Here is a 25347-nt window from a genome sequence, read left to right on the forward strand (position 1 = left end):
GGGGAAATAGGATTGAATAGTACACCAACAACTAGTAAGCAAAGAATTGATACGTTAGATATTTTAAGAGGTGTTAGCTTACTAGGGATTTTACTAGTGAATATGTTTGCATTTAGTACACCAGCTCCTTATATCGATTTGAAAACATTTTTTTCAGTTCCAATCGATAAGGAATTTCAAAAGGGTCTGGATATTTTTGTACAAGGAAGCTTTTATCCTTTGTTTTCCATGCTTTTTGGCTATGGGCTTGCGATGCAATACGCAAAAGCTACTCGATTAGGGGATTCGTTTTATAAATTTGGTATAAAGAGACTCGTTGTTTTATTTGTTATAGGGATATTGCATGCCTTTTTAATCTGGTGGGGAGATATTCTGATGACTTATGCTTTTTGTGGATTAGTACTACTTACGCTCATTCGCTTAAAGCCGGGATTCTTATTGGCTATTGGTTTAATCTTTTATATGGGGATTAACGGTGTTTTAGCATTATTAACAGGATTAGCGTCAATCGCGGATCCTTCAAGTACGGAATCGTCTCAATTTATCGATATTCAATCGATGGAAAGTGCTTTAAAAGCATATGGTGCAGGTTCTTGGACAGATGCATTTATCCAACGTTTATCGGATTTATCTGTTCAATTTTCTCCATTTATGTGGTTGATGGCACTCTTTACTATTTTGCCTTATATGCTTATTGGAGCAGCCGCTTCCAAATGGCAATTGATTGAAAAAGCAAAAGACAAATATATTTTATGGGGCATATTAGCAGTCATAATGATACCACTTGGCATCTATTTGAAGTCTCTACCATTTACACTGAATCGTAATTATTTTTTAGATTATGTACAAACTTATTTTGGCGGCCCAATATTAGCTATTGGTTATGCAAGTGTGATTGTCTTAATCTGTTGCATTCCTTTTGCAACAAAGATATTAACTCCTATAGCAAAAGCCGGGCGAATGTCGATGACGGTGTATCTAACGCAATCTATTATTTGCACATTAATTTTTTATCATTTTGGATTTGGCCTTTACGGTAAAGTAGGAGTAGATACAGCAACATTTTTGGCTGTTGGTATATATGCGATACAACTTGTCTTTGCATCACTTTGGTTTCTATTTTTTAAGCAAGGACCGATTGAAGCAGTATGGAAAAGAATAACTTATGGAAAATATATGCCGAAAAAAGAGGAAAAAAGTGTGTAAATGTTGTATTATGGTAAAAAAAGAAGGAGTGCAGAATATTCATGAAAATTTTATCATTTCGTTATAACGACATTTTAAGTTTTGGTCCAAAGGTCAAAAAAGAAGAAGCTGTTTGGGATGTATTAGCAATTCAAGAATCGCTTCAAGTGCTCCCTTCTTATGCAAAAACCATTGTAGAAGGTATGACAAATGGCTATGAGTTTGTTGAGCAAACTCGAAAACTAGTAAGAGCAGCACAAGAGTTAGAGGATCCATCACAATTCAAACGCGACTTCAAAGAAATTGAATGGTTAGCACCAATACCACGTACAACTAAAAATATTATTTGTATCGGTAAAAACTATGATGAGCATGCAAAAGAAATGGGTTCAGAGCACGCACCTGAAGATATTATGGTCTTCACTAAAGCTCCAACAGCCATCGCTGCGGATGAGCAAACATTATCTGTTCATGCTGATGTGACTTCACAATTAGATTATGAAGGAGAACTTGCTGTTGTCATTGCGAAAAAAGGCAAGAACATTCCTAAAAATTTAGCATTTGACTATGTATTTGGTTACACAATTGCTAATGATATTACTGCACGTGATTTACAATCAAAACATAAACAATTCTTCTTAGGTAAAAGTTTAGATGGTTCATGCCCAATGGGACCATACTTAGTAACAAAAGATGAAATTCCAAATCCTCAAAATTTAACAGTTGTGACAAAAGTAAATGATGAAGTTCGTCAAAATGGAACAACGAGAGATATGATGCATTCCGTAGAGGATTTAATAGTTGATATTTCTAGACTAGTTACGTTAGAACCAGGCGATGTGATTCTTACTGGAACTCCAGCTGGTGTAGGTCTAGGTATGAATCCACCTCAATACCTTAAATCTGGCGACGTTGTCAAAGTATCTATCGAAGGAATTGGTACTTTAGTAAATCGCTTTGAGTAAGTAATTTGCTAGAATATAGCCATCACTTTGACACAGACCGATGGAAAGTATCTTTCCATCGGTCTCTTATATTTGTATAGTTACTACTGATTTGATAGGATAAATGTGACAATTAAAAAGTATATGGAGGATTTAGAAAAATGATACACTTGCATTTAACTTCGATTGTAATCGCAATCATCCTTTTCCTTGTATCTGCCATGATGCATGCAGGATCTAAAGGTCAAAAAGTTACTCATATGATTTTACGCGTATTCTACATTTTGATCCTTATTTCAGGTGGATATGTATTTAGTTTACAAATGGCTGGTAATCTAGCTATGGAATATGGCTTAAAACTAGTGGGTGGACTTCTAGTAATTAGTATGATGGAAATTGTTTTAATGCGTAAAGAAAAAGAAAAATCTACTGGTGTTCTTTGGATTATATTTATTCTTGTTCTTGCATTCACTGTTTACATGGGCTATCGCCTACCACTAGGATTTCTACACGCAGGTTTTTAAGAATTAAATAGCAGAAAGACTTCGCATCCTAACTATGTTGGGATGTTTTTTTATAGTCAAAGAAAGATTTGCGGGGAATGGCTAGCTTTATTTCTATTTTGGGAGGTTTTATTACTTTTTTAAGATTCTTTATTTCTAATTTTGATGAGTTTATTTCTATTTTAGGATGTTTTATTTCCTTTAGAGCTTTCTATTTTGAGGAAATTTCCATTTGCAAAATATGATTGAAACAAAGTGGTGGCTGGTTATACTTTTGGTAAAAGGTGATGATTTTCACAGTTTTGTCGAATTTGTTTTTGTTTTATGTGTTTTTTGAGTGAAAGCATGGAGAGTTTCGAATTGGTTTGTTAAAATTACTTTGGACAGTTCTGCAGAGGAGGACTTCAGAGTGAACGTAGCAAAATGGATAAGTACGGCTGTGGCATCAGCATTGTTAGCGTCTACAATTGGAACAACGACAATTGCACATGCCGAAGAAAGCACACATCAAATTGAGAACGAAAGTATCTATGATGTACTAGTCGATCGTTTTTTCAATAAAAGCGTGGAAAACGATTATAATATTAATGCAAAAGATTCAAAAGCCTTTCATGGCGGTGATTTTGCTGGTATTGATACAAAAATAGAACATATTAAAAGTATGGGCTTTACCATGATTTCTTTAGGATCTGTTTTTTCATCCACTACATATGATGGAAGTGCAGTAGTAGATTATAGCAAAGTAGAAAGACATTTTGGTACAAGCAAAGAATTAAAATCACTAATTAAAAATTTACACAAAAATGATATTAAATCAATGGTCGATTTCCCGATTAATAATGTAAGTAAAGACCATGCCTGGGCACTAGAAGAAAATCATAATGATTGGTATACGGTGGCTAATAATCATCGCATTAATTGGAATACAAATAACCCAGATGTGCAACAAGCATTAATAGATGCTGCGACTAACTTTATAGCAAAATATAAAGTAGATGGGATCAGATTAACACAGTTAGAAAATGTAGATACAGCATTTATCAATAAAATGATTAAAGCTTTAAAACAACAAGATAAAGAACTTTATGTAATTTCAAACGAACCAAGTGATGCAGATTTTGATATAGATTACAATCCACAAACGATTGGCACGTATCAATCAATTTTTAAAAATGTCGATGAAGACTCATCTAAAGTAGAAGAACCGTACAAGTCATTTGTAAACGGTGAAACAAACAAACCGACAGCATTAATGATAGATGATTTAAATAGTGCGCGTTTTACACATGCAGCTGCTGAAGAAAATATGTTTCCACCAACACGCATCAAAGTAGCATTAGGGGCTTTAATGACAATGCCTGGTGTACCAATCGTCACTTACGGTACGGAAATTGCTCAAAATGGTGTTAAACCTACAGAAACTCATGCAGCAATGGATTTCAGAACGAAAGAAGACATCATGGATTACCTTGAGGATCTCCAATCAGTTCGAAATAAATCACAAACGCTTCGTACTGGTAAATTTAAATTATTAGAAAATAAAAATGGCCTCATGGTTTATGAACGTTATTCTAATGATGAAAAATGGATAGTGATGGTCAACAATACAGATAAAACGAAAAGATATCAATTAGATTCATCTGTTGTTGGGCAAAACAAAGAGCTCCGTGGTCTTTTCGAAAGTGATATTGTACATCAAAGTGACAATGGTAAATATAATTTAGTATTAGAACGTGAACTCGTAGAACTTTATCAAGTAACAGATAAAAAAGGTATCAATATTCCATATATGATTGCGTTAGGATTAGTTTACGTCCTATTCATCGCTTTTATAGTAGCTATATTAAGAAGAGGCCGTAACCGTAAAAATGCATAACGAAAAATCCCTTGATTTCATCGAAGAGATCAAGGGATTTTTATATCCTTTTTTAAATAGCAATACTTGAGATGTGTATATTTTGGAATCAGAATTTGCTGTGCGGTATAAAATTTTGGACGGTTTATTCGCTCTCTGTGAGGAATAATTCGCTCTTTACCCGAGAATATTCGCTCCCACATGGATTTTATTCGCTCCATAAGGAATTGTATTCGCCCTCTCAGCAATTTAAGTCATATTTAGAGGGTAGATTTATCCAAGTTTGTCCACAAATTGCAGTATATAATCTAAAACCCCCGATTAAAATTGAAATCGGGGGTTTAAATTGAGACAACTATTATTCTTTTGGTAGTTTATTTAAGAAATAGATACCGAATGTTCCAGTTCCAGTATGTGCAGCAATAACTGAACCTATTAAATGAATTTCAACTGCTTTTGGATGGAAGTTTTCAATGATTAGTGATTTGACCTCTTCGGCATCTTCTAAATCATCACTATGTGAAATAGCAATAACTTGTTCTGAAAGGGAATCACCGCGTTCAGCCATTAACTCGATAAGTCTGTTTATAACTTTCTTACGTCCACGATATTTCTCAATAGGAACTAATTTACCGTCTTCAACATCAAGAACGGGTTTAATGCTTAATATGCTACCGATAAAGGCACTAGCTTTTGATAAACGGCCGCCTTTTGCTAGGTGGTTTAGATCTCCTACTGTAAATAAGTGTTCCATATGTTCAGCATTGAAACGGATTTTTTCAACGATTTGTTCGAAGGATACTCCTTCTTCGCGGAGGCGTACTGCTTCTTTAACAAGTAAGCCACATCCCATTGAAGCGCATTTAGAATCTATGATAACTAATTTAAGGTCAGGATATTTTTCTTTTACTTGTTCCGCCATCATAACTGCTGTATTATATGTTCCTGAAAGTTGAGATGAAAAAGCAATATAAAGTCCTTCTTCACCGGATTGTGCAAGTGCAGTGAACTCTTTTAAGAATAGTTCTGGTGAGACTTGTGATGTTTTTAACATTTCCCCTGCACGGATCGTATCGTACACATCTTGCATGTCAACACCAATTACGTCATCATATTCTTGTCCTTTCATTTGAACTCGTAGTGGTAATATGATGACATTGTTTTGTTCGTAAAACGATTTCGGTAAATCAGAAGCGCTATCTGCATAGATCTTCATTTTTCAACCCCCTATATTTCTTATAAACGAAGACGATCGATTAATATTTCGGCAATTCCATCTTCATTATTTGTTTTGGTAATTTCATTTGCGATATTTTTCAGTTGGCCGATTCCGTTACCCATGGCAACACCTACACCTGCGTAATCGATCATTTCTAAATCATTATCCTCATCGCCAAATGCTATTATTCGATTACGAGGAATGCCTAAATCTTTTGCAACATGAGATAAACCAACAGCCTTGTTCATACCATGTCTTACAATTTCAATCACTGGGAAAGGATCTCCCCAACGTCTATGATCAATGAGTTCCGCTTTTGTATCCGCTAAGTATTTGCGAATAGTAGGAACACTTTTTTCGTTAGATTGGATTAGAAGACTTGTTGGATTGTCTTTTAAATAATCTCTTAAGGCACCTGTTGTAACTCTAGGATCTCCCATACTAAAAATATTGAGTAATTTTTCATCATGGTATTGGACATATACGTCATCCATTACTTCAGCAACCAGGTTTTCAAACTGATCACGATTTAAGGATTCAACTACCTCTTGAACAACTTTAAGTTCGATTGGGCTGTGTACAGTTTGCCAATTTTGATCTAATGGATGATGAACGAAAGCACCATTGAAATTGACAATTGGTGTATGTAAACCTAGTTCATGATAATATATTTTACTCGCACGATAAGGTCGTCCAGTTGCAATCATCACTTCATGACCTGCATCTTTTGCCTTTAATAACGTGCGCTTCGTTTTCTCAGAAATCACTTTTTCATCGGTTAATAGAGTACCATCTAAATCTAAAACAATCAAATGGGGTTGTACCATTCGTAACACTCCCTTCGTTTTTCTTATTCATCGGGGATATAATTTGTCCTTAAGTATGTGGAAAAATACCACCAACTTAAGGAAATATATATAAAGTTTATCCTTTCTATGTGTGTTTCGTCAAAGTTTAGTGATGTTAGCATAATAATAATGTTAGTGTTTTTGTTATAGACTCTTTTTCAAAAGTATTTTAATGAAGAATTCGTCTTAGGATTTCCAATATTAATGATCGTATTCTCAAATTAGTCGGTTATTATGTTACTACAATTAAGATTTAATAGATTGATTCAAGTGTGTATTTTTTATAAACCTGCAAATACTAAATTTTGATTTCCTAAATACATAAAGCATGTTCTATCAACCAAAGCTTTGTAACGGTTCCTATTTTTTGATAACATTACAATATAGAGATAAGGGAGTGAATAGGATGAAAGTGGATCATGAAGTTTGGGGTAATATCCCTTTGTTGCATATATATAATGAAGAAACTGTCACTGCAAAATCACCAGTAGTCATTTTTTTACATGGATTTGAAAGTGCAAAAGAGCATAATCTACATTATGCATATCAGTTAGTAAATAGAGGTGTACGTGTTTTATTGCCTGATGCCTTGCTACATGGTGAGCGTGATGAGAACTTAGATGAAATTCAAATAAGTTTACGTTTCTGGGAGATTGTCCTTACTTCAATCGAAGAAGTGGCTTATTTATATAAACAATTGAAAGAAAGAGGCTTACTTGAAACCGATAAAATCGGTCTTTCAGGAACTTCTATGGGTGCAATTGTAACAATGGGTTGCTTAAAAGTGTATCCATGGATTCAAACAGCTTCTGTTATGATGGGAGCGCCGGCTTATCTTGAATTGGCGAAAGGTCAAATCGCAGAAATAAAAGAAAAAGGATTTGACATTCCTTTAAGTGAAGAAGAATTAGACAAGATGTATAAAACAATTAGCTACTTTGATATGAGCAAACATCCTGAAACTATGGCTGGACGTCCTGTATTGTTCTGGCATGGTAAAAAAGACCATACAGTTCCATTTGCACCTGCTTATGCATTTTATGAAAGTATACAGCAAGATTATGCAGAACACCCTGAGGATTTAACATTTATTGTGGATAAGAAGGCTGGTCATAAAGTTTCCCGTGCAGGAATGCTTGCAGGAACAAAATGGCTTGCAGACCATTTGGCATAACGATTGCTGAATGATATGATGTAGTAAACAACATGGAGAAAGGGGAAACATCATGGATGCAGATTTAAAAGAGAATATTCTAGGTGCCTTGGAAAATGTAATTGACCCTGAAATTGGTATCGATATCGTAAACCTTGGATTAGTATATGATGTAGATTTAAATGATGAAGGGATTTGCATGATTACAATGACACTTACTTCTATGGGTTGTCCATTAGGTCCGGTAATCGTCGATCAAATTCGCACAGCGTTATTTGAGATTCCTGAAGTAAAAGATGTGGATGTTAATGTAGTATGGAATCCACCTTGGTCAAAAGATATGATGTCTCGCTATGCTAAAATGGCGCTTGGCATTCGATAAAATTACAAAATCAATCAGTGAGGAGAAAATTCCTTGCTGATTTTTTTAGAACAATATACATATGATAAATCTTAATACTTTAACGATTAACTCGATTTCTAATAAGAAATCGAGTGTTTTTTTTCTTTGACACATTCCTGATACATTCGTTTTCTATACTAGTTTTGTAAACGAGATACAGTACTAATGACATCAATCAAAAACGAGCTCGGATTGAGAATGAAAAATGTACTGAGTTTAAAAAATGCGAAATTTACAATTTACTATGATAGGAGGCTTTTAAATGAATTTTATTAAACGTGCTTTTTATAGTACAAAAGCGAAAAAAGGGAGAACTCTTTTACTCACTTTTGTATTTTCAGCGATATTAATATTCATTTTAGCAGGATTAACAATACAAAGCGCTTCGCTTAAAGCAACAGAAAATGCCAAGAAAAGTATGGGGGCAACGGTTACGCTATCTACCAACATGGAGAATGCGATGAAGAAGTCAAGTTCATCTAGTAGTGATGATTCCTCTGATAAGAGTGAGCGACCTGACCCTGGGAGCTTTTCCATCACACCGGTTGATCTAGATACTGTGAATACATTAGCGAAGTTGACTAACGTCTCATCTTATAACATTTCATCATCGACTTCCGTCAATGCGAAATCTTTTGACGCTATTTCTTCAGATGATGGGGAAGAAGATGCTTCTTCTAACGCTTCAAACAAGGAAGGAAGTAGTCAACGAGGTCCTGGTGGTGGGGGTATGCAGATGATGAAGATGTCATCGGGAGATATCACCATTGAAGGCACAAATGCTACAGATACTGTAAGTAACTTCACAAATGGAACGGCAGAAATTACTGAAGGTGTAGGTATTACTGAAGATGACGCCAATACTAATAAAGCAGTAATCGAAACAAACTTAGCAGAAGCAAACGATATTTCAGTAGGTGACACGATTAAAGTTGCCGATTCCGAAGATGAAGATACAGCTTATAAATTGAAAGTTGTAGGTATTTACAAAACGTCCGAAACGGCAGACGCAAGAAGTATGAGAAATGCCGCTTTAAATCCTTATAATGCCATTTATACTTCTTATACATTTGCTAATAAGGTTAAAGGCGCTGACTATAAAGATAGTGCAGATTCAGCTGTTTATACATTATCTGATCCAGAAAAAATGGATACATTTGTGAAAGATGCTAAAAAAGCTGGTCTTGATACGGACACATACAGCTTACGTACAAATGACCAAGTATATCAACAAATGATTCAACCACTTGAAAATGTCGAGAGCTTTGCACAAAAAATTGTCATTCTTGTATCAGTAGCAGGTACTGTGATTCTCGCATTAATCGTTATATTAACGATTCGCGAACGCAAGTATGAGATTGGAGTACTACTATCTCTTGGTGAAAAGCGTACCAAAATTATTGGTCAATTTTTCGCAGAATTGCTTGCAGTCCTAGTCATTGCGCTTGTCATTTCTGGAGTAAGTGGTAAATTTGTTGGCAATATAGTGGGTGAACAGCTATTAGAACAACAAACAACAACTACGGCTTCTTCACCAAATAATCAAGGAGGCCCTGGTCAAAACGGAGGACCAAGCGGAAATAGAGGACAGGCACCTAGTGGTCAAGGCGGTCCCGGAAACGGTGGAGGGGCGCCATCCTTCTCAAACTTTGGAGCATCTAGTGCAGAAAACGCAAAGCAAATTGAAGATTTGAATATTACTTTATCATTGAAAGAATTAGTTGAGCTAGGTGGATTTGGATTAGCTATTAGCTTCCTAGCAGTAATCATTGCATCAATCGGTGTTATGCGTATGCAACCTAAAAAAATCTTAATCTCATAAGAGGGTGAAATGATGTTAGAAGTAAAAGACGTAAACTATTGGTATAAAAATATAGATGATGCTTTATATGAAAATGTAAATTTGACATTTGAAAAGGGAAAACTATACAGTATTTTAGGTTCAAGCGGGTCAGGAAAGACAACTTTTCTATCCTTGATCGCTGGACTAGATGTTCCAAAAACAGGTGAAATACTGTATGAAGGCAAATCATTAAAAAAGATAGGCCTTACAAATTACCGGAACCAATGTGTGTCGATTGTATTCCAATCGTATAATTTACTACCTTATATGTCTGCAGTAGATAATATTGTATCCGCAATGGAAATCACTCATAGTCAATCTACTAATAGGAAAGATTATGCGCTCTCTATGCTAGAAAAAGTGGGGATTACTAAGGAAATGGCACAAAAAAACGTGCAACATCTATCAGGTGGTCAGCAACAACGCGTAGCAATCGTACGAGCTATGTGCTGTGAAGCAAAACTTGTAGTAGCTGATGAACCAACAGGAAACTTAGACGAAAAAAATTCTTTAGAAATCATTCGGCTTTTTAAAGAACTTGCCCACGAGCAAGGTAAATGCGTCATTGTCATCACGCATGAAAGAGAAATCGCAAAAGAATGCGATATCGTACTCGAATTAAAACATAAAAAATTTAACGAACTACAACATCATTGAACATAGGGGAACAACGAGTTGTAATAAACAAACTAAGAATTCCTCATTTAGCAACAAACAAATCGCAAGCTCAAAGGTACTAACGAAATCTACTTCTATAAAATCAAAAAGCTTGGTTGCTACACATTGTAGAACCAAGCTTTTTGTATAGTTATATTGTAGATGGGTATAGATAAAAGATGTAAACTAGTCTATTCGACAAACACTTAATGGGCAATTTTCACATTCGCATTCATTCTTCAAAAATTCTAAATTATGGACTGTAATAATACTTTTATCAAATGAGATGACCTTTTGCTTTTTCAAATCATGTAACATTCTATTAATCACTTCTCGACTAGTGGCACATAGGTTGGCAAGGTCAGAATTAGTTAATGGATAATCAATGACAATGTCTCCGGAATCTTGAAAAATGCCATAAGTATTAGTTAAACGTATAATAGTGGAGTAAAGCGCTCCCTTTTTCCCGTATAAAAGTAAATCGCGCATTTTTGTTTGTGTTTTTAAATTTTGCAATTGCAACCACTTAATGCATTCTATTAATATAGTAGGCTCTTGACTTAAACACATTTCAAACAAATTCCGATCGAGGGTAATGACAGTTGATGGTTCCAATGCTTTAGCACTTAGTGGATAATATCCTGTTTTGCTAAAAATAATTCCCTCGCCAATACAATCATTACTTCCACAAATTCGTAGAGTCAATTCTTTACCACTTACAGTTTCTTTGGATAAAATCACTTTCCCGGATACAACGTAGAAAATATCTTTTACACGTTCACCTTCTAGACAAATATGACTACCTTTTGAAATTTTAATAAGTGAACCATTTTCTTTAAAAATCTTTGAAATATTATCAGGAAGTGGAGCTATCGTGTAAGAGTTTACCATATCATCTACAACCTTCCCTAATTTTCCTTCATTATAACATAGGAATATTGAATTATTTCGATACATTTAAATTGTCACATTTCTTTTGAAAATTTTTCGGAACAGTATGAGTATTAGTAGTAGTATAGGTAACAAAAGTAGGGTAAGTGAAAAGGAAATTGAACCTTAAGTTTTATAAAATCAGATGAAGAATAGAAATTAACTAACGCACAAATGATTGATCAAAGGAACTAAAGAGAAGAAAGAACTATGTAAATAATGCCTTTGACAAAAGGTCAAAAAAGGTCAAACATTTCTCTTTACATTTAAGAATAACGAAACTATAATGTAATTAATCAAAAGGTCAATAAAGGTCAAACAAAGGAGTTGGATCTTATGCAAATGCAAATGAACAATGAAGAACAAAAAAGCCCATTGGAACAATTTGGACGAAACTTAGTAGAAGAAGTTAAAAAAGGAAAGATGGATCCTGTAATTGGTCGTGACCAAGAAATCAGAAATGTCATTCGTATCCTTTCTCGTAAAACAAAGAATAACCCTGTATTAATCGGTGAACCAGGTGTTGGTAAAACAGCAATAGTAGAAGGATTAGCACAACGTATTGTTAAAAAAGATGTACCAGAAGGATTAAAAGACCGCCTCATTTATGAATTAGATATGAGTGCATTGATTGCTGGTGCAAGTTATCGTGGGCAATTTGAAGAACGGTTAAAAGGCGTATTAAAAGAAGTAAAAGAAAGTGAAGGTCGTATTATATTATTTATCGATGAAATTCACACAATCGTTGGAGCTGGTAAAACAGATGGTGCGATGGATGCCGGCAACATGTTGAAACCAATGTTAGCGCGTGGTGAGCTACATTGTATCGGTGCTACAACTTTAGATGAATACCGTATGTATATCGAAAAAGATCCTGCACTTGAACGTCGTTTCCAACAAGTATTAGTACGTGAACCATCTGTAGAAGATACCATTTCAATTCTACGTGGATTAAAAGAAAGATTCGAACTACACCATGCAGTAAAGATTCATGACCGAGCAATTGTAGCAGCTGCTGAACTTTCCAATCGTTATTTAACTGAAAGATTCTTACCAGATAAAGCAATCGATTTAATCGACGAAGCATGTGCAATGATTCGTACAGAAATTGATTCTATGCCACAAGAGTTAGATGAAGTAACACGTCGACAAATGCAATTAGAAATTGAAGAACAAGCATTGATGAAAGAAAAGGATGATGCAAGTCAAAAACGTTTGGTTGCTTTACGTGAAGAACTTGCAAAACTGAAAGAATCATCAAAAGCGATGAAAGAACAATGGGAATCAGAAAAATCTTCATTGCATACAATTCAAGAAAAACGTGAAGTTCTGAACCGATATCGTAGAGAATTAGAAGACGCAGAAAATGATTATGACTTAAACAAAGCAGCAGTACTACGTCACGGCAAAATTCCAGAACTTGAAAAGGAATTGCAACAATTAGAAAAAACAATGCAAGGTGAAAACGAAACAAGACTTTTAAGAGAAGATGTTACTTCTGAAGAAATTGCATCGATCGTTTCTAGATGGACAGGCATTCCAGTAACAAAATTAGTCGAAGGCGAACGTGAAAAATTATTGCATTTGAAAGATACGCTCCATGAACGAGTAGTTGGTCAAGATGATGCAGTACGTTTAGTAACAGAAGCTGTTTGGCGTGCTAGAGCTGGAATTCAAGATCCTAACAAACCAATTGGATCCTTCTTATTCCTAGGACCTACTGGTGTTGGTAAGACTGAATTGGCAAAAGCATTAGCAGCACAACTTTTCGACTCAGAAGATCACTTTATCCGAATTGATATGTCCGAATATATGGAGAAACATAGTGTATCTCGATTAGTCGGAGCACCTCCAGGTTATATCGGTTACGAAGAAGGTGGCCAACTAACAGAAGCTGTCAGACGTAATCCATATTCAGTCGTCCTATTAGATGAAATCGAAAAAGCACATCCAGATGTAGCGAATATCTTACTTCAAATTTTAGATGATGGTCGTATTACAGATAGTCAAGGACGTACAGTAAACTTTACAAATACAGTCATTATCCTAACATCTAATATCGGATCTAATTATTTAATGGATTTGAAAGAGCAAGAAAGTGAGCATGCGGTTGAGGATTTGGTCATGGCAGCATTAAAACAACACTTTAAACCAGAACTATTAAACCGTTTAGATGATATAATCATGTTCCATTCATTGACGAATGAACAATATTTTGAAATTGCTAAGAAATATATTAAGTTGTTACAAAAACGTGTTGCTGAACAAGAAATAGACTTACAAGTAACAGAAGATGTAATGCAATGGATTGCGAAAGAAGGAGTAGATCCTGCATTCGGTGCTAGACCTCTACGTCGCTTTGTACAACGCAATATTGAAACATTAGTTGCACAAGAATTATTAAAGGGCGAAGCTATGGCAGGAGATACATTAGTAGTATCTATGGAAGACGATCAAGTTGTCATTCATAAAGAAGGATAAATATCTCAAGCGCTAACACTATAAAGAAAAAATCCCGATGAAGTTTAAATCATCGGGATTTTTTACTTCATCCAGAGGATAAAGATATACATTATCTATATACTAAAAAAATCCTGCCACACGATGGGCAGGATTTTCATTATTCTTGATGACCTACTTCTTTAGGTGATTTTGATGGAATAACTGCATCCAATACAAGGATTAATGCAGAAATGATAAGTGAAATCCATAAACCTTTTGTAAATGCAGGACCATCTAGTGGTACATTATTGATTGAGCTGACTACATAGTTCAATGTAGAAACTAATAATGCAGACCAAATAACTAACATAATATATTTCATTTGTTTCACCTCTAACTGACTTTTCTACCTGTTCTATCATATCATATATGACTGTTTAATTAAAAGATTCTTTTCAAAATAGCTTGTACATAAAACGGCAAAATTATAAGAAAAGTTGAAAACTAAAAAAATATTCGCTATAATTAAGACCAGATACTAATAATTGATAACAAAGAAGAGAGGCGTTACCTCATGAATGCTGGAATTATTGGAGTTGGACGATACGTTCCTGAAAAGGTTGTAACAAATTTTGATCTTGAAAAAATAATGGATACGTCTGATGAGTGGATTCGAACTCGTACGGGGATAGAAGAAAGACATATAGCTGCGGATGACGAAAATACATCAGACTTAGCATTTAAAGCAGCTAAAAACGCAATTGAAAATGCAGGTATAACTGCTGAACAAGTTGGATTAATATTAGTTGCAACTGTAACACCGGATCGTCCATTTCCTAGTGTTGCATGTATGATTCAAGAAAAATTAGGTGCAGTAAATGCAGCAGCTATGGATCTCTCTGCAGCATGTGCTGGCTATATATATGGTTTGGTAACAGCAAAACAATTTATTGAAAATAATGCATATGATTATGTATTAGTAGTTGGTGTAGAAAAACTCTCAAAAATAACAGATTGGAAAGACCGTAATACAGCTGTATTGTTTGGAGACGGTGCATCAGCAGCAATAGTCGGGAAAGTTTCTGAAGGACGAGGAATACTTTCATTCGAGTTAGGCGCTGATGGAACTGGTGGTAAATATCTTTTCCAAAACGATAACGACTATATTTCTATGAATGGTCGTGAAGTATTTAAATTCGCAGTCCGTCAAATGGGGCAATCAGCTTTAAATGTAATTGAAAAAGCTGGTTATACAAAGAATGACGTTGATTATTTAATTCCACACCAAGCGAATATTCGTATTATGGAATCAGCAAGACAAAGATTAGATTTACCAGCTGAAAAAATGTCAACAGCTATTAAAAAATACGGAAATACGTCTTCAGCATCTATAGGCAATGCTTTAGTAGAAGAGTTAGAAAATGGTAAGATCAAAGATGATGATTTGATCGTCCTAGTAGGCTTTGGTGGTGGCCTAACTTGGGGTGCTGTAGCTATTAAATGGGGTAAATAACATAACGAAAAGAGGGAGTTATAATCATGACTAAACGTCGAGTAGTAGTGACTGGAATTGGGGCAGTAACGCCACTAGGAAACGACATTTCAACAACTTGGGAAAATATCAAAGCTGGGAAATCTGGAATCGGACCTTTAACAAGACTAGACCAAGAAAAATTCCCTGTTCACGTTGCTGCTGAAGTAAAAGACTTTGATATAGAGAAGTATATTCCTAGAAAAGATGCGCGCAAAATGGATCGGTTTACACAATTTGCTTTAGCGGCTTCAATCATGGCTGTCGAAGATGCGAATCTTGAAATCACACCAGAATTAGGTCTTCGCACTGGCGTTTGGATAGGGTCAGGAATTGGTGGAATGGAAACATATGAACAACAATTTATGAATTTCATCGAGAAAGGGCAACGTCGTGTAAGTCCTTTCTTTGTACCAATGATGATTCCAGACATGGCAGCAGGTCAAGTGTCTATCCACTTTGGAGCGAAAGCTATCAATTCATGTTCTGTGACTGCCTGTGCTTCAGGTACAAATTCAATTGGGGATGCATTTAAGGTAATTGAGCGCGGTGATGCTGATGTAATGATTACAGGTGGAGCTGAAGCACCAATTACAAATATGGCAGTAGCAGGATTTTGTTCAAATACGGCACTATCATTAAATCCTGATCCACAAACTGCTTCTCGTCCATTTGATAAAAATCGTGATGGCTTTGTCATTGGTGAAGGTGCAGGAATTGTCATTTTAGAAGAATATGAACATGCTAGAGCACGTAATGCAAAAATCTATGCAGAAGTAGTAGGTTATGGTGCAACAGGGGATGCGTTCCACATAACAGCGCCAGCTCCAGAAGGTGAAGGAGCCGCACGTTCTATGCAACAAGCAATTGATGATGCAGGAGTAGCACCTGAAGTTGTAGATTATATCAATGCGCACGGTACTAGTACTTATTATAATGATTTATATGAAACAAAAGCTGTGAAATCTGTTTTCGGTGAACATGCTTATAAATTAGCAATGAGTTCTACAAAATCAATGACTGGGCATTTATTAGGAGCAGCTGGTGGAGTAGAAGCAATCTTTTCAGTTTTAGCTATAAAAGAAGGAATTGTACCACCGACTATGAATATTGAAACACCAGATGAAGAATGCGATTTAGATTATGTACCAAACGAAGCGCGTCAACAAGATGTGAATTATGTATTAAGCAACTCTCTTGGTTTTGGTGGTCACAACGCAACACTATTATTCAAAAAAATCTAAACTGTTCTAGTAACTTAACTAGATAATTTGAAACAACACAGGGATTATCAACCTGTGTTGTTTTTGTATATTTTTAAATAGTAACTTATATTTATGAAATATCAATAGCCAAACTTTAACGCTTGAATTTACTAAAGTATTAAAAACTATATAATAGGAAGAAACTCAAAATAACAATCATATTAAAAAGCCTTTCTCATGAATAGAGAAAGGCTTTCATTCATAGACTATAAAAAATAGTAAAGGATTTAATGCATATGAGATTATTTGGCTTTTTAATTTGCTACGGGTTAATCGTATTAACTACTACACATATGATTTTATATTTAAACTATCATGCACTAGGTTATACGTGGACAACCGTATTCAAGTTTATCTTGAATACAATCGATTTTAAAATTTTCTTAGGTTCTTGGATAGGACTGCTTATCGTCTTTTTCTACCCAAGCCCATCGCAATCTCCATCTTCGAAACTGTTTCGCTAGCAATTGCATTTGCTTTTTCTGCACCAATATCTAAGATATGGTCAAGTTCAGGTGATTCGATCAATTCAGCAAATCGTTCTTGAATTGGCGTTAAGTGATTGATAATACTTTCAGCTACACCTGCTTTAAATGCACCGTAACCAAGACCTTCATATTTTGCGACTAAGTCATCAATTGATACATCTGTTAAAGAAGCTTCAATTGTAAGTAAGTTTGATACACCTGGTTTGTTTTCAATATCAAATTTCACAATACCTTCAGAATCTGTAACAGCAGATTTCACTTTTTTCTCAATATCTTTTGCTGAATCCAAAATACGAATAGTTGCTTTCTTGTTTTCATCTGATTTACTCATTTTTTTCAATGGATCTTGTAATGATTTAATACGAGCACCGTTTTTAGGTAATTGAATTTCTGGAATTTTAAATGTTTTACCATAGCGTTTGTTGAATCGTTCAGCTAAGTCACGAGTAATTTCAAGATGTTGCTTTTGGTCTTCACCGACAGGAACGATATCTGTGTTATAAAGTAAAATATCGCCGGCCATTAAAGGTGGATAAGTAAGTAAACCTGCAGAAACAGCGTCTTTTCCGTTTGCTTTATCTTTGAATTGAGTCATACGTTCTAGTTCGCCGATGTAAGATGTACAAGTTAGCATCCATCCAGCTTGTGCATGTGCGGGCACTTCAGATTGGATAAATAATGTTGACTTATTAGGATCAATACCTGCTGCAAGATATGTTGCTGCTAAAGTACGAATGTTTTTGCTTAGTTCATCGCTATCTTGTTGAACTGTAATTGCATGTTGGTCAACAATACTGAAGATACAATCATAGTCATCTTGCATTGTGACAAATTGACGGAAGGCACCAATATAGTTACCCAATGTAATAACGCCTGTAGGTTGAACACCTGAGAAAATTCTTTTCATGTAATAATTCCTCCTTAGAATAAAAAAACATCATGCATCCCTAATAGGGACGAATGATGTTTTGAATCCGCGGTACCACCCAAGCTTGTCGAAAAATCGACCACTCTTTCTCATAACGTGAGAAACACGAGCTTCACTACTACAACATGGTTCGAAAAGCTAACTCAGAAGTCCATTCCTTAAAGTGTATGATCTGTTTTCACCAACCACAGACTCTCTAAACACACGAGCTTTAAGTACTACTCTTCGTCATCGTCTAAATATTATGATGAAAATTATAATATAGATACTAACAAAACTCAAGTCTCTACTACATCATTGGTAATATACAATCAGCGCTATTACCATACAGATAATAATCTCTAATCCTAATAGTAAGATAAATGTAAAATTGTAACTAATAATTTCTGATGGATTTCTCATTTGCTCCATATCAGATCCTCTTTTTTTGAAAGACATCAATTTTCGAGAAGAGGAGTAAAACAAATCGAAAAATCCTGATGAAAGTACGTAACTTGCCAAACCGATAAATAAAAGAAACGCACCATATATAAAGGATACATTGATATAGCCAAGCAAAGTTATCTCTTTGTAGTAGAACCATATCGTTATAAGTATTACTAATTGTAGTATTAAAAAAGGCAATGCCTGTTTTTTCAATAAAATTCCCTCCATTTTATTAATATATTAATTCGAATCTATGAAAAAATCAAAAAATTCTTTGTAAACGAAAAATTTTTATTTCTGAAATAATTTCTAAAAAGTGTTGATATTTAAAGGCTTTTAAGGGTTTTATATTATTTTGATAAAACGAAATCAAATGAATTTTCTAAAAAAGGTATGTACAACTTCGAAAGTCTAGGTATAATTAGGAATGTAACAAATTTTCAAAATTTTAAAGGGGGTTATTACTTTATGAAGAAAAGTAAACTAGTCTGGCTATTAAGCCTTGTATTAGTACTTAGCGTCTTCTTGGCTGCTTGTGGCGGTAAAGATAAAGACGAAACTAAAGGTACTGATAACAACACAGAGAAAACAAATAAACCAGATGCAAAACAGGAATTGAACCTTATGGAAACTGCAGAAATTCCAACTGCAGACTCAGCATTAGTAACAGATACTGTAGGTTTTACAGTTCTTAACAATGTGAACGAAGGTTTATACCGTTTAAACAAAGACAACGTTGCTGAACCAGCAATCGCTGAAGGTGAACCAAAAGTTAACGAAGATGGTACTGTTTATACATTCACATTACGTGATGCTAAATGGTCTGATGGTTCTGCTGTAACAGCAAATGATTTCGAATTCGCTTGGAAACGTGCAATCGATCCTAAAACAGGTTCTGAGTACGGTCCATATATGATGAACGGTGTCATCAAAAATGCAGAAAAAATCGCTACAGGTAAAGCAAAACCTGACACTTTAGGTGTTAAAGCTGTAGACGACAAAACATTGGAAGTTACATTAGAAAAACCAGTTCCTTACTTCTTATCATTAATGGCATTCGGTACTTTCTTACCTCAAAAAGAAGAATTTGTTAAGGAAAAAGGCAAACAATACGCTAAAAATTCTGATAACATACTATACAATGGTCCATTCGTCCTTACTGATTGGGATGGTACAGGCCTAACTTGGAAATACAAAAAGAACGAAAACTACTGGGATAAAGACAACGTAAAACTTGATACGATCAATGTCGACGTTGTTAAAGAAACAGGTACAGGAGTTAACCTTTACAACTCAGGTGAAAAAGATCGTGCAGGTCTTAATGGTGAATTTGCTGCACAATATGCAAACGATAAAAACTTAGTTAAAACAGAAGAAGCTTCAGTCTTCTATTTAAAACTAAACCAAAAACGTGGTGGTAAAACAGATACACCACTTGCTAACGTGAATATCCGTAAAGCAATTGCTCAAGCATTCAACAAAGAAGAGTTAACCAAAAATGTTCTAGCTAATGGTTCTGAACCAGCAAACTACCTAGTACCTAAAAACTTTACTTTTGATGAAAATAATAAAGACTTCCGTGATGTTAATGGCGACATGAACAAATTTGATGCAACAGCAGCAAAAGAATCATGGGAAAAAGGCTTAAAAGAACTTGGCGTGAAAAAAGTTGAATTGGAATTCTTAGGTGATGATGGAGATTTATCTAAAAAAATGGATGAATACATGAAAAATCAATTAGAAAAAAATCTACCTGGTTTATCTATTAAACTTAAAGAAGTTCCATTCCAAAATCGTATCGAATTAGATACAAAACAAGATTATGATATCCAATTTGCTGGTTGGGGTCCTGACTACCAAGATCCATTGACATTCATCAGCTTATGGACATCTGATAGTGCACAAAACAAAATGAGCTATGCATCTAAGGAATACGATAAATTAGTAAAAGATGCAAACATAACATATGCAAATGAACCAGCTAAACGTTGGCAAGCACTTGCTGATGCTGAAAAACTTGTTGTTGAAACAGATGCTGCAATTGCACCAGTATATCAACGTACAAGAATAGCATTACAACAACCTTATGTAAAAGACCTAGTAATTCATAACTTTGGAGCAGATTATTCTTATAAATGGGCTTATATCGCAGGTAAAGAATAATACTATGAACAAAGTTTAGAATCATAGAATAGGGGGTATATGGAAGTATAGCTTCCATATACTCTCTTTTTAAAATTAGCAAAATTAACGGAAAATTCTTATTTTTGAATCAAATGCTTATGAAGAAGCATTATAATCGGAGGTGCAAGTATGGCTAAATATGTAACAAAACGAATAATTTATATGATCATCACATTATTCCTGATCGCATCATTTACTTTTTTCCTAATGAAGATGCTTCCAGGTTCTCCTATCTCTTCCGCACCTAAACTAACTCCTGAACAATTAGCTGTGGTTGAAGCAAAATATGGATTGGATAAGCCATTGCCAGAGCAATACCTGCAATATCTAGGCAATATGGTTAAACTAGATTTTGGTGTATCGTTCCAATTCAAAGGTGCTGACGTAACTCAGTTGATTATTAACCGCGCTGGTCCATCCTTCCAATTAGGTATTCAAGCATTAGTACTTGGTACACTTATAGGTATTATTTTGGGGATGATAGCCGCGTTAAAGCAAAATACAGTGTGGGATTATGGTAGTACACTTATCGCTATCTTCGGACTTTCAATTCCATCATTTGTATTTGCTACTCTTTTACAATATTGGGTAGGGGTTAAATGGGAACTGCTCCCTGTGGCACTTTGGAAAAATGGTTTTTCTTCAAGTATCATGCCAACAATTGCACTTGCCATTGGACCACTCGCAACAGCTGCCCGTTTCGTTCGAACTGAAATGGTAGAAGTATTAAGTTCAGATTATATTCTGTTAGCGAAAGCAAAAGGTGCTAGTCGTTTTGAAATCGCATTCAAGCATGCGTTTAGAAATGCATTGATTCCATTAATTACAGTTATGGGTCCTTTAGCGGCTGGTCTTGTTACAGGATCATTAGTTGTAGAACAAATTTTTGCGATACCTGGTATCGGGGAACAATTCGTAAAATCTATCAATATGAATGACTTTCCAATTATTATGGGTACTACAATGTTCTATTCATTCTTATTGATTGTAATTATTTTCATCGTGGATATTCTATATGGAATCATTGATCCAAGAATTCGTTTGGCAGGGGGTACAAAATAATGACACAACAATATGATAAATTACCACCTGAAGCTTTTAAACTGGTAAAAGTAAACAGTACTCATGCAGAACAAATTGCCAGACCATCTTTGAATTTCTGGCAAGATGCCTGGTTACGTTTAAGAAAAAATAAGGCCGCTGTAATTAGTATGATTGTTTTAATTTTCATTGTCATAATTGCATTAGTGGGGCCACATTTAAATTCATATGGTTACAATGATCAAAACGTTTCAAAAGCAAATTTACCACCCAAAATTTCTTGGCTGGCACCACTTGGTATTGCGGACGGCTATGCAGAGGTTGCAGGTAAAAAAGTTGATGTATATGCGCAAAAAAATGTCAAAGAAAATTATTGGTTCGGTACCGATAGTCTTGGACGAGACTTATTTACACGTGTTTGGAAAGGTTCACAAATTTCACTCTTGATCGCTTTTGTAGCTGCTTTAGTTGATGTGATTATCGGTGTTGCATACGGTGGTATTTCAGGTTATTATGGCGGTAAAGTCGACGATATTATGCAACGAATTATTGAAATTTTAGCGGGTATTCCAAATTTAATCATTGTTATCTTGATGCTAATGGTTATGGAACCAGGTATTACGGCGATTATTATTGCAATTGCTTTAACAGGTTGGATCGGTATGTCTCGAATTGTTCGTGGGCAAGTACTGAAATTTAAAAACCAAGAGTTCGTACTAGCATCTAGAACATTGGGGGCTAGTAATAGCCGTATTATTTTCAAACATTTACTGCCAAATATTATGGCGATTATTGTTATTAATACGATGTTTACAGTACCAACTGCTATTTTCTTCGAAGCGTTCTTAAGCTTCATCGGATTAGGTTTACAAGCACCAAATGCTTCACTTGGTACACTCATTAATGATGGTTATAAAATGCTTCAATTCCAACCGTATATGCTAGGTATCCCAGCAGCGGTATTAAGTATTTTAATGATTGCATTCAATTTACTTGGTGATGGGTTACGTGATGCGCTTGACCCGAAAATGAAAGATTAATAGGAGGAAAGCAAGATGGAAAAAATTCTTGAAGTAAAAGATTTAGAGCTTTCCTTCCACACATTTGCTGGTGAAGTGAAAGCCATCCGTGGTGTCAATTTTGATTTAGAAAAAGGTGAAACGCTAGCAATCGTTGGTGAATCGGGTTCGGGAAAATCCGTAACGACAAAAGCGATTATGCGATTATTATCTGAAAACAATACAGAATATAAGAATGGAAAAATTCTTTTCAACGGGAAAGATATCTTGAAATTGTCCGAAAAAGAAATGCAAAAAATTCGCGGTAAAGATATTTCAATGATCTTCCAAGATCCGATGACATCTTTAAACCCAACGATGACAATTGGTAAACAAATTATGGAGCCGATACTGAAACACCAAAACGTCTCAAAAGATGAAGCAAAGAAAAAGGCTATAGAGTTGTTACAGTTAGTTGGGATGCCTAAACCTGAACTTCGTATAAAACAATACCCACACCAATTTTCTGGTGGTCAACGTCAACGTATTGTAATTGCGATTGCACTGGCTTGTAATCCACATATACTAATTGCGGATGAACCAACAACAGCATTGGATGTAACCATTCAAGCACAAATTCTTGAACTGATGAAATCCTTACAAAAGAAAATCAATACATCTATCATTTTCATCACACATGATCTTGGTGTTGTCGCAAATGTAGCTGATCGTGTAGCTGTAATGTATGGTGGTAAAATTGTAGAAATCGGGACGGTTGATGAAATATTCTACAATCCACAACATCCATACACATGGGGACTTTTAAGTTCTATGCCTTCATTAGATATTAAAGATGAAAAATTGTATGCAATTCCTGGTACGCCACCAGACCTATTGTCTCCTCCAAAGGGAGATGCATTTGCGTTACGTAGTGAATATGCGATGCAAATTGATCTAGAAGAAAACCCACCATTCTTCAAAGTAAGTGATACACATTACGCAGCTACTTGGTTACTGCATCCAGATGCTCCACAAGTAGAGCCACCAGCGACCATTGTTGAACGTATGAAACAATTCCCAGGTAGCCGTTACTATACAGGTACGATTGGGGGTACAAACAAATGAAATCTGACAAAAAACTATTAGAGATTAAACATTTAAAACAATACTTCAATCCAGGTAAAGCAAATGAAGTGAAGGCAATAGATGACGTTTCATTTGATATATATAAAGGAGAGACACTAGGTTTAGTTGGTGAGTCAGGTTGTGGTAAATCAACTACAGGTCGGACAATTATCCGTTTATATGACGCAACAGATGGCGAAGTACTATACGATGGTGTAAATGTTCACGGTAAAAAGTCAAAAAAAGAATTAAAAGAATTTAATCGTAAAATGCAAATGATTTTCCAAGATCCATACGCTTCATTAAATCCACGTATGAAAGTAATGGATATTATTGCAGAAGGCTTAGATATTCATGGCTTGGTCAAAAATGATAGTGAACGAAAAAAACGTGTATATGAGCTACTTGAAACTGTAGGTTTGAACAAAGAACATGCTAATCGCTATCCACACGAATTTTCAGGTGGTCAACGCCAACGTTTAGGGATTGCAAGAGCACTAGCTGTTGAACCAGAGTTTATCATTGCAGATGAACCAATTTCAGCTTTAGATGTATCCATTCAAGCGCAAGTTGTCAATTTATTAAAAGAACTACAAGAAGAAAAAGGATTGACTTACTTATTTATCGCACATGATTTGTCGATGGTTAAATACATTTCTGACCGTATTGGTGTAATGTATTTTGGTAAGTTAGTAGAGTTAGCTCCTGCGGATGATTTGTATGCACATGCTATGCATCCATATACACAATCTTTACTTTCTGCTATACCGCTTCCAGACCCTAATTATGAAAGAACTCGCGTGCGTAAATCATATGACCCGAATATACATCATTATCAACCAGGTGAAGAAGTAAAAATGCACGAGGTACGACCAAATCATTTTGTTTACTGTTCTGAAAAAGAACTAGAAAAGCTAAAAGCAGAACATCTGTAAATTAAGCTACTATTAATTTTGTTTCATCAATGTAAAAGAGGGGAATTGCGTTATGCAATTTCCCTTTAGTATTTTAAGACATTATTGCTAAGAAATCATAACGGTTTCGAAGAAGAAAAAGAGGATGGGACAGAACAAAGTTGATCCTTTCTAGGTCCGAACAATTGAATTTAATAAAACTAATTTCATTAATAGTATTTCTTTCTTTGAAAAAATACGATTCTGCATTTATGATTATCATTAAGAATGGTGTGTGAAGTGGAGGATGGCGATCCTCGAAAATGTATTCACATTTTCTTCGTGCGGTGTAATTTCGAGGAAGCCAATTCAATGTCCTGCGGGAATAGCTTGAGCTGAAAGCCCCGACAGGAAAAATCCCTTTTGTCTTTGCGAGGGCACTGAAAAACTTGCGTTTTTTAGTTGTGTAAATGAAATTCAATACAA

The 25347-nt window shown here is 35.2% G+C and carries 22 protein-coding genes and 1 other annotated feature; of the genes, 16 read left to right on the forward strand and 6 right to left on the reverse strand.

Annotated elements, in window-relative coordinates; genetic code table 11:
• Positions 1-12 precede the first annotated feature (12 nt).
• From CW357_RS03490 to CW357_RS03505, 4 genes are all read left to right on the forward strand, one after another.
• A complete protein-coding gene (locus CW357_RS03490; protein ID WP_241155038.1) occupies positions 13-1206 on the forward strand; it encodes a DUF418 domain-containing protein in 1194 nt (397 codons plus the stop codon).
• A 41-nt stretch (positions 1207-1247) separates the two neighbouring features.
• Positions 1248-2150, forward strand: a complete 903-nt coding sequence (locus tag CW357_RS03495; protein WP_124217351.1) for a fumarylacetoacetate hydrolase family protein — start codon at positions 1248-1250, stop codon at positions 2148-2150.
• A 140-nt stretch (positions 2151-2290) separates the two neighbouring features.
• A complete protein-coding gene (locus tag CW357_RS03500; protein ID WP_124217352.1) occupies positions 2291-2653 on the forward strand; it encodes a YisL family protein in 363 nt (120 codons plus the stop codon).
• Positions 2654-3041: 388 nt separating this feature from the next.
• Positions 3042-4508 carry an alpha-amylase family glycosyl hydrolase gene (locus CW357_RS03505; protein WP_119416499.1) on the forward strand — a complete coding sequence of 489 codons (1467 nt, stop codon included), beginning with the start codon at positions 3042-3044 and terminating at the stop codon, positions 4506-4508.
• Positions 4509-4845: 337 nt separating this feature from the next.
• Here CW357_RS03505 and CW357_RS03510 read toward each other — a convergent pair whose 3' ends face one another.
• Both CW357_RS03510 and CW357_RS03515 read right to left on the reverse strand, forming a co-directional pair.
• The gene (locus CW357_RS03510; protein WP_124217353.1) at positions 4846-5703 is read right to left on the reverse strand and encodes a DegV family protein; all 858 of its coding nucleotides are present in this window, start codon (positions 5701-5703) and stop codon (positions 4846-4848) included.
• A 20-nt stretch (positions 5704-5723) separates the two neighbouring features.
• Positions 5724-6533, reverse strand: a complete 810-nt coding sequence (locus CW357_RS03515; protein WP_124217354.1) for a Cof-type HAD-IIB family hydrolase — start codon at positions 6531-6533, stop codon at positions 5724-5726.
• Positions 6534-6960: 427 nt separating this feature from the next.
• Between CW357_RS03515 and CW357_RS03520 the strand changes: the two genes are divergently transcribed.
• The 4 genes from CW357_RS03520 (at position 6961) to CW357_RS03535 (ending at position 10610) form a co-directional block, all read left to right on the forward strand.
• Entirely contained in the window at positions 6961-7728 is a 768-nt protein-coding gene (locus CW357_RS03520; RefSeq protein WP_119416817.1) for a prolyl oligopeptidase family serine peptidase, read from the forward strand.
• A gap of 52 nt (positions 7729-7780) precedes the next feature.
• On the forward strand, positions 7781-8089 hold the full coding sequence (locus CW357_RS03525) for a metal-sulfur cluster assembly factor (protein ID WP_119416818.1): 309 nt from the start codon (positions 7781-7783) through the stop codon (positions 8087-8089).
• 283 nt (positions 8090-8372) lie between these two features.
• Positions 8373-9932 (forward strand): ABC transporter permease, encoded by a 1560-nt coding sequence (locus tag CW357_RS03530; protein WP_124217355.1) that lies wholly within the window; start codon positions 8373-8375, stop codon positions 9930-9932.
• Between the two features lie 12 nt (positions 9933-9944).
• Positions 9945-10610, forward strand: coding sequence for an ABC transporter ATP-binding protein (locus CW357_RS03535; protein ID WP_206426808.1), 666 nt, complete (start codon positions 9945-9947; stop codon positions 10608-10610).
• Positions 10611-10796: 186 nt separating this feature from the next.
• Here the strand turns inward: CW357_RS03535 and CW357_RS03540 are convergent, their stop codons facing one another.
• Positions 10797-11501, reverse strand: coding sequence for a Crp/Fnr family transcriptional regulator (locus tag CW357_RS03540; RefSeq protein ID WP_119416833.1), 705 nt, complete (start codon positions 11499-11501; stop codon positions 10797-10799).
• Between the two features lie 375 nt (positions 11502-11876).
• Between CW357_RS03540 and CW357_RS03545 the strand changes: the two genes are divergently transcribed.
• Positions 11877-14021 (forward strand): ATP-dependent Clp protease ATP-binding subunit, encoded by a 2145-nt coding sequence (locus tag CW357_RS03545; RefSeq protein WP_124217357.1) that lies wholly within the window; start codon positions 11877-11879, stop codon positions 14019-14021.
• 139 nt (positions 14022-14160) lie between these two features.
• Here the strand turns inward: CW357_RS03545 and CW357_RS03550 are convergent, their stop codons facing one another.
• The gene (locus CW357_RS03550; protein ID WP_119416822.1) at positions 14161-14364 is read right to left on the reverse strand and encodes a YjzD family protein; all 204 of its coding nucleotides are present in this window, start codon (positions 14362-14364) and stop codon (positions 14161-14163) included.
• A 192-nt stretch (positions 14365-14556) separates the two neighbouring features.
• Between CW357_RS03550 and CW357_RS03555 the strand changes: the two genes are divergently transcribed.
• Together CW357_RS03555 and fabF are read left to right on the forward strand one after the other, a co-directional pair.
• Positions 14557-15495: a beta-ketoacyl-ACP synthase III gene (locus tag CW357_RS03555; protein ID WP_119416823.1), complete on the forward strand. Its 939-nt coding sequence runs from the start codon at positions 14557-14559 to the stop codon at positions 15493-15495.
• A 26-nt stretch (positions 15496-15521) separates the two neighbouring features.
• On the forward strand, positions 15522-16757 hold the full coding sequence (fabF, locus tag CW357_RS03560) for a beta-ketoacyl-ACP synthase II (protein ID WP_119416824.1): 1236 nt from the start codon (positions 15522-15524) through the stop codon (positions 16755-16757).
• A 426-nt stretch (positions 16758-17183) separates the two neighbouring features.
• Here fabF and trpS read toward each other — a convergent pair whose 3' ends face one another.
• Both trpS and CW357_RS03575 read right to left on the reverse strand, forming a co-directional pair.
• Positions 17184-18173: a tryptophan--tRNA ligase gene (trpS, locus tag CW357_RS03570; protein ID WP_119416826.1), complete on the reverse strand. Its 990-nt coding sequence runs from the start codon at positions 18171-18173 to the stop codon at positions 17184-17186.
• A 42-nt stretch (positions 18174-18215) separates the two neighbouring features.
• Positions 18216-18435, reverse strand: a binding site (T-box leader).
• A 53-nt stretch (positions 18436-18488) separates the two neighbouring features.
• Positions 18489-18833, reverse strand: coding sequence for a DUF3899 domain-containing protein (locus tag CW357_RS03575; protein ID WP_158582396.1), 345 nt, complete (start codon positions 18831-18833; stop codon positions 18489-18491).
• Positions 18834-19088: 255 nt separating this feature from the next.
• Here CW357_RS03575 and CW357_RS03580 point away from each other — a divergent pair, with 255 nt between their 5' ends.
• The 5 genes from CW357_RS03580 to CW357_RS03600 all read left to right on the forward strand — a co-directional run bounded on the left by CW357_RS03580 (position 19089) and on the right by CW357_RS03600 (position 24903).
• Positions 19089-20783, forward strand: a complete 1695-nt coding sequence (locus CW357_RS03580) for a peptide ABC transporter substrate-binding protein (protein ID WP_119416828.1) — start codon at positions 19089-19091, stop codon at positions 20781-20783.
• 150 nt (positions 20784-20933) lie between these two features.
• Positions 20934-21866 (forward strand): oligopeptide ABC transporter permease, encoded by a 933-nt coding sequence (gene opp3b / locus CW357_RS03585; RefSeq protein WP_119416829.1) that lies wholly within the window; start codon positions 20934-20936, stop codon positions 21864-21866.
• Positions 21866-22885 (forward strand): oligopeptide ABC transporter permease, encoded by a 1020-nt coding sequence (gene opp3C, locus CW357_RS03590; RefSeq protein ID WP_119416830.1) that lies wholly within the window; start codon positions 21866-21868, stop codon positions 22883-22885. Before opp3b ends, opp3C begins: the two co-directional genes overlap by 1 nt.
• 15 nt (positions 22886-22900) lie before the next feature.
• Positions 22901-23968, forward strand: coding sequence for an ABC transporter ATP-binding protein (locus tag CW357_RS03595; RefSeq protein ID WP_124217359.1), 1068 nt, complete (start codon positions 22901-22903; stop codon positions 23966-23968).
• Positions 23965-24903 carry an ABC transporter ATP-binding protein gene (locus CW357_RS03600; protein ID WP_119416832.1) on the forward strand — a complete coding sequence of 313 codons (939 nt, stop codon included), beginning with the start codon at positions 23965-23967 and terminating at the stop codon, positions 24901-24903. The genes CW357_RS03595 and CW357_RS03600 overlap by 4 nt, the downstream gene beginning before the upstream one ends.
• The last annotated feature ends 444 nt before the right edge of the window (positions 24904-25347 follow it).

Origin of the sequence: Rummeliibacillus sp. TYF005 (genome assembly GCF_003844195.1) — a bacterium.
In the GTDB taxonomy this organism is placed as follows: domain Bacteria; phylum Bacillota; class Bacilli; order Bacillales_A; family Planococcaceae; genus Rummeliibacillus.

Coding starts and splice junctions, on each gene's coding strand:
- CW357_RS03495 (WP_124217351.1), top strand. CDS start 1,248: ATGAAAATTTTATCATTTCGTTATAACGACATTTTAAGTTTTGGTCCA.
- CW357_RS03500 (WP_124217352.1), top strand. CDS start 2,291: ATGATACACTTGCATTTAACTTCGATTGTAATCGCAATCATCCTTTTC.
- CW357_RS03510 (WP_124217353.1), bottom strand. CDS start 5,703: ATGAAGATCTATGCAGATAGCGCTTCTGATTTACCGAAATCGTTTTAC.
- CW357_RS03515 (WP_124217354.1), bottom strand. CDS start 6,533: ATGGTACAACCCCATTTGATTGTTTTAGATTTAGATGGTACTCTATTA.
- CW357_RS03520 (WP_119416817.1), top strand. CDS start 6,961: ATGAAAGTGGATCATGAAGTTTGGGGTAATATCCCTTTGTTGCATATA.
- CW357_RS03525 (WP_119416818.1), top strand. CDS start 7,781: ATGGATGCAGATTTAAAAGAGAATATTCTAGGTGCCTTGGAAAATGTA.
- CW357_RS03530 (WP_124217355.1), top strand. CDS start 8,373: ATGAATTTTATTAAACGTGCTTTTTATAGTACAAAAGCGAAAAAAGGG.
- CW357_RS03535 (WP_206426808.1), top strand. CDS start 9,945: ATGTTAGAAGTAAAAGACGTAAACTATTGGTATAAAAATATAGATGAT.
- CW357_RS03540 (WP_119416833.1), bottom strand. CDS start 11,501: ATGGTAAACTCTTACACGATAGCTCCACTTCCTGATAATATTTCAAAG.
- CW357_RS03545 (WP_124217357.1), top strand. CDS start 11,877: ATGCAAATGCAAATGAACAATGAAGAACAAAAAAGCCCATTGGAACAA.
- CW357_RS03550 (WP_119416822.1), bottom strand. CDS start 14,364: ATGAAATATATTATGTTAGTTATTTGGTCTGCATTATTAGTTTCTACA.
- CW357_RS03555 (WP_119416823.1), top strand. CDS start 14,557: ATGAATGCTGGAATTATTGGAGTTGGACGATACGTTCCTGAAAAGGTT.
- fabF (WP_119416824.1), top strand. CDS start 15,522: ATGACTAAACGTCGAGTAGTAGTGACTGGAATTGGGGCAGTAACGCCA.
- trpS (WP_119416826.1), bottom strand. CDS start 18,173: ATGAAAAGAATTTTCTCAGGTGTTCAACCTACAGGCGTTATTACATTG.
- CW357_RS03580 (WP_119416828.1), top strand. CDS start 19,089: ATGAAGAAAAGTAAACTAGTCTGGCTATTAAGCCTTGTATTAGTACTT.
- opp3b (WP_119416829.1), top strand. CDS start 20,934: ATGGCTAAATATGTAACAAAACGAATAATTTATATGATCATCACATTA.
- opp3C (WP_119416830.1), top strand. CDS start 21,866: ATGACACAACAATATGATAAATTACCACCTGAAGCTTTTAAACTGGTA.
- CW357_RS03595 (WP_124217359.1), top strand. CDS start 22,901: ATGGAAAAAATTCTTGAAGTAAAAGATTTAGAGCTTTCCTTCCACACA.
- CW357_RS03600 (WP_119416832.1), top strand. CDS start 23,965: ATGAAATCTGACAAAAAACTATTAGAGATTAAACATTTAAAACAATAC.